Genomic DNA, 4,899 nt, shown 5'->3' on the forward strand with positions numbered 1-4,899 from the left:
CCAGTGCCATACTCCTTGAGTATCCTGATAATTTGTTCTTCGGTGAATTTTTCTCTTTTCATGACCAGTTAAATTTAAAACTGTATTTTCTATTTTTAACTGGCCCTATTTTATGGGGAGCTTACACAAGCACCCATACAAATACACTTCTGACGACCTATTCTTTCAGGTTTACGCTGACAAAAACGACTTGACAAAAGCTGAGTACAAACAAGCGAGAGAACAGTTTTTCTCTAAAGGGCAACCTTGCTTTAGAGTTTCACCTTTGACAAAAACTTATGGTTTTGGCGTTCATAGCGACAGAAACGGAAAAATTGCCCTTTACGGAATGGAAACCGAAGAATATCAAAAAATTCTGACTAACAGCAAAATAAAGAAATTAAAAGCAATGCGTTCAACAAAAAAATAGACAAAGAAATTATGTATCTACTTCACGGCAAATTAACCGCAAAACCAGAACACGCACACGAACTTGCAAATATTTTATTAGAAGCATCCAACCGTGTATCGACTGCGAAAGGCTGTAAACTTTATGTAATTGGCAAAGACCAAAACGATTTAAACGCTGCTTATGTAACTGAAATTTGGGACACTAAGGATGACCACGACAATTCGTTAAAAGTGGAGGGCGTGAAAGAGCTAATAATGAAAGCAATGCCAATAATAGACGGACAACCAACGAAAGGACAAGAACTAGAAATTTTAGGAGGGGCAGGATTGTGAAAACCTGCCAGCCGCTAACATTGGGTTGGCTATAGAAGGGCTTGACGTTGTTATCTTAGGCTGTATTTCGCTATCAGCTTCTGTTCCGGCTTGAAGTTTTTCAATTTAGCTATTAGTTGTTATCTTCAACTTTAGTTTTTCAATCGGCTTCGGTTACGGGCGGACGAATTACAGATCCCCTGCCATCGCCAAGCCCCACCGTTAGCGGTCATTGTAAAAACGACTGCCCGGCAATTGACAACTAGACCAATGAAAGTAATAAGAGTAACAAAAGACGATATTGCGATCGTTGACTTCATAGTTGCGAATCTTATTGACAATACAGAAGAACGAACATCAACAAATTATTTACAACAACTACTGGCAGACGACAGGAGTTATTTGTTTGCGGCGCTTCTTGACAAGGAGGTTGTTGGCTATGCACTTGCTTACCGATTCCCTTCATTATACGTATCGGACTACTTAGCGTATTTATACGACATTGAAGTATTGGCAACATATAGAAGAAAAGGGGCAGGAAGACTTTTAATGAAAACATTGCTTACACATTTAAAATCTGATGGAGTAAGCGAACTTTGGCTTGGCACGGCAACAGACAATGTTGAAGGGCAGGCATTGTTTACCTCGACAGGTGGAATTAAGTAAAATGAAACTTTTAACGATTTTACTTACGAATTGACATAGCTGGGTATTGAAATAAAAAATTAAAGACAGAAAACAACGAACCGCTAACAGCGAGGTTTTGCGTCAACGGTGTCGACGAATAAATCCTCAACTTTTGTACTACTATCAACTGCATATCCGGCTCACCGAACACGGATGATCAATAGAATATATTTTCAACTTTTGTATCTTTAATCGGCTTCAGTTTCGGGCTGAACGTTTTCCAAATACCCCGCCCAACGCAAGGCCCTAACGTTGTGCGTCATGCTATGACGACAGTGCCAAAATCAAACATTTGTGCATTGACAAACGAGTATAAACATAAAAGTAAACTGATAATAAAAGGATTTATCATCCAAAGTCGGACAAGCAGAGCACCGACACCAAAAAACAAAGTATGCAACAGGGCTGCTGAAAACTGATTAGAGTAAGCATCAAATTTAAATAAACTGAAAATGAAAGAATATTTATTGCTATTACGAGGCGGGAAGCCACAGTCAGAGAAAACGGAAACTGAAAATAATGCAGAACTACAAGCTTGGGGTGCCTATATGGGTGGACTTAGCCAAAAGGGTCAATTATCAAGTGGTTTACCTTTGGTGACAGGTGGAAAAACAGTTTCGGCAACTGCAGCAAACGATGAAACTTCTAAGAAAGAAATAAGTGGCTATTTAATTGTGAAAGCTGAAACGCTTGATGAAGCTGCTGAAATTGCAAAGGGGTGTCCTCACATAGCAAACGAAGGAAATATTGAAGTGCGAGAAATTGCACCAATGCCTGCAATGTAATTAGATTACACATAGTTAACAGAATTACTTAAAAATTCTGTAAGCTATTCTTTTTTGGCGAACGAGTGTGCTTTAATTTCGGCTAATTGTATATTGAGCTTTCACAAATAAGATTGAGATAAGAACCACTAATAATTTTACTGACAAGAAGCACGAACCCACAACAAAAGTATTGCTTCAAGTGGGGCTGACGGAAGAACAATCGGCTGTAGTTCGCTATCAGCAGTAATTTCGGCTGACGAACAAAGCCAAGCAAAAGTTCTTATCATCATCAACAAAACAAAACCAAGCTGCGGTTCCGGGCTGGACGTTATGAAATCCCCCTCCTGCAGCAATACTCAATCGTTGGCTGTTATATTGTACATCTTTAAACAAATTAGATAACTTTAATTAAATCGCCGCATATGAAAACCTTCATTACAATTTTTTTTGCTTGCACTTTATTTTTTTCTGTTTCTGCACAGTACCATTATCCACCAACAAAAACAGTGGACAGCAGCGACACATACTTTGGTGTAACGTATCATGACCCCTATCGCTGGCTTGAATACATTGAAAAACCGGAAGTAGAAACATGGTTTAAACAACAGGCAACATATACCGATTCAATTTTAAATACCTTGAATGGAAGAGACTCGCTTATTGCTGAGTGGAAAAGAATGGATAAGCTGCGCCCTGCAGTTGTAAATACATTCAGTTACGAAAACGGCAGATTATTTTATCGCAAAACATTGCCGGGAGAAAATGTTGGCAAAATTTATTACAGAGAAGGTATGAACGGCTCAGAACAATTATTGTTTGACCCCATTGTATATATACCGGGAAAAACGCTTTCCGTGCAAAGCATTACACCAAGTTATGATGGAAAAAAATTAGCGATTACTTATGCAGAACAAGGCGCCGAAGTATCGGTTTTAAAAATTTTAGATGTTGATGCAAAACAATTTTTAAAAGATTCTATTTATCCATGTGATGGGTTTAGCAGTTGGGCTTTTGATAACAAATCCTTTCTGTATGGCTGGATAAAATCTGCAGACAGTAAAGACCCAACTTCACGCTTAAATTCAAAAACAAAATTGCATGTTCTTGGTGCGAACACGAATGACGATGTTGATTATTTCAGCAATGCCAGTTATCCTGAATTACATATTGATCCAGGTGTTTATCCTTATGCTTTTTTAAACGAAGATTCGAAAAATTATATTTTTTCCGGTGAAGGCAGTGTGCAGTCAGAAATGAAAATGTATTACGCAACGATAGCTCAATTATATGCTCCAAAAATGAAATGGCAAGTATTGTGCACGCCTTCAGATAAATTGGTTCGCGGAATAATATTTAAAGATGAGGATGCGTATGCAATAACTTACAATAATGCCAAAAATTATAAAGTGATTGCTACCAGTTTAAAACATCCTGATTGGAATAATGCAACAACAATTGCCGAAGAAAATCGGGACAAAACAATTGAAGGTCTTGCTTATTGTAAAGACTATATATTTATTACTTACAGTGATGGCATTAATAATTTTATCTCGAAATATAATTTTAAAACTAGGAAAACATCTGAAATAAAGCTTCCATTTGCGGGTTCAGTTGGTATAACCTGTTTTAATACAAAATCAAACTATTGCTTAGTAGGAATTACTTCGTGGAATAAACCTTACACAGAATTTGATTACAATGCCGAAACAGATGCATTTACTGCAAGCAGTTTTAATAAACCGGTTGTTTATCCTAAGCCATATCAGGATTTGGTAACGGAAGAAGTTCAGGTAAAAGGTCATGACGGCGTAATGATTCCGCTTTCTATTATTCATAAAAAAGGAATTAAGATGGATGGCTCTAATGTTTGCTTTATGGATAGTTACGGTGCTTATGGAATAAGTATGACGCCTTACTTCAGTGTGCGGGAAAATTCGCTTGCAGTAAGAGATGTAGTAGTTGCTATACCTCATGTTCGCGGCGGAAGCGAAAAAGGCGAAGAATGGTACAGGGCTGGCTACAAAACCACCAAGCCAAATACCTGGAAAGATTTTATAAGCTGCACAGAATATTTAATTGAAAAAGGCTATACCTCTCCGCAAAAGCTTGCTGGTACAGGAACAAGTGCAGGGGGAATTTTAATAAGCAGAGCTATTACTGAAAGGCCCGATCTCTTCGCAGCAGCAATTTGTAATGTAGGTTGTGCGAATGCGATGCGGCTTGAGTTTGGTGCTAACGGACCTGTGAATATTCCCGAGTTTGGTACGGTAAAAGACAGCGCTGAATGCAGAGCTTTATACGAAATGGATGGAATGCAGCATGTAGTAAGCGGAACAAAATATCCTGCGGTTCTTTCTGTAGCCGGCTGGAACGACCCACGTGTAGTTGCATGGGAACCGGGAAAATTTGTAGCCGCTGTGCAAAATGCGTCCACATCAGGCAAGCCTGTTTTGTTAAAAATAAATTATGACAACGGACATTTTACCGAAGATAAAAATGTAACGTTCACAAATTTTGCCAATCAATTTGCATTTGTGATGTGGCAGTGCGGGCATCCTGATTTTCAATTTAAAAAGTAGATAGAAATATAACAGCCAACAAGTGTATTGCCAAAATTGTAATCACTACTATTTAATCAGACAGACAGTGGACTTTTTTTGTTGGATGTGGAAAACGCGAAAAGCGTTTACCACATCATAATAATAGTAAAAAATCATGATGAAGATTTTTCAAATTGTTTATC

General features: G+C 38.1%; 5 protein-coding genes. All 5 read left to right on the forward strand.

Annotation, left to right across the window (positions count from 1 at the left end; genetic code table 11):
* The first annotated feature begins 112 nt into the window (after window positions 1-112).
* The 5 genes from H0W64_12615 (at window position 113) to H0W64_12635 (ending at window position 4,735) form a co-directional block, all read left to right on the forward strand.
* Window positions 113-409, forward strand: a complete 297-nt coding sequence (locus H0W64_12615) for a hypothetical protein (GenBank protein ID MBA3662556.1) — start codon at window positions 113-115, stop codon at window positions 407-409.
* A gap of 11 nt (window positions 410-420) precedes the next feature.
* Entirely contained in the window at window positions 421-723 is a 303-nt protein-coding gene (locus H0W64_12620) for an antibiotic biosynthesis monooxygenase (GenBank protein ID MBA3662557.1), read from the forward strand.
* A gap of 249 nt (window positions 724-972) precedes the next feature.
* Window positions 973-1,368, forward strand: a complete 396-nt coding sequence (locus H0W64_12625; GenBank protein MBA3662558.1) for a GNAT family N-acetyltransferase — start codon at window positions 973-975, stop codon at window positions 1,366-1,368.
* 473 nt (window positions 1,369-1,841) lie between these two features.
* Complete coding sequence (locus H0W64_12630) at window positions 1,842-2,174, forward strand: hypothetical protein (protein MBA3662559.1); 333 nt, start codon at window positions 1,842-1,844, stop codon at window positions 2,172-2,174.
* Window positions 2,175-2,578: 404 nt separating this feature from the next.
* Window positions 2,579-4,735: a S9 family peptidase gene (locus tag H0W64_12635; protein ID MBA3662560.1), complete on the forward strand. Its 2,157-nt coding sequence runs from the start codon at window positions 2,579-2,581 to the stop codon at window positions 4,733-4,735.
* Window positions 4,736-4,899: the final 164 nt, after the last annotated feature.

This window comes from Gammaproteobacteria bacterium (assembly GCA_013816845.1).
Lineage (GTDB): Bacteria > Pseudomonadota > Gammaproteobacteria > DSM-16500 > DSM-16500 > Aquicella.

Coding starts and splice junctions, on each gene's coding strand:
- H0W64_12615 (MBA3662556.1), top strand. CDS start 113: ATGGGGAGCTTACACAAGCACCCATACAAATACACTTCTGACGACCTA.
- H0W64_12625 (MBA3662558.1), top strand. CDS start 973: ATGAAAGTAATAAGAGTAACAAAAGACGATATTGCGATCGTTGACTTC.
- H0W64_12635 (MBA3662560.1), top strand. CDS start 2,579: ATGAAAACCTTCATTACAATTTTTTTTGCTTGCACTTTATTTTTTTCT.
- H0W64_12620 (MBA3662557.1), top strand. CDS start 421: ATGTATCTACTTCACGGCAAATTAACCGCAAAACCAGAACACGCACAC.
- H0W64_12630 (MBA3662559.1), top strand. CDS start 1,842: ATGAAAGAATATTTATTGCTATTACGAGGCGGGAAGCCACAGTCAGAG.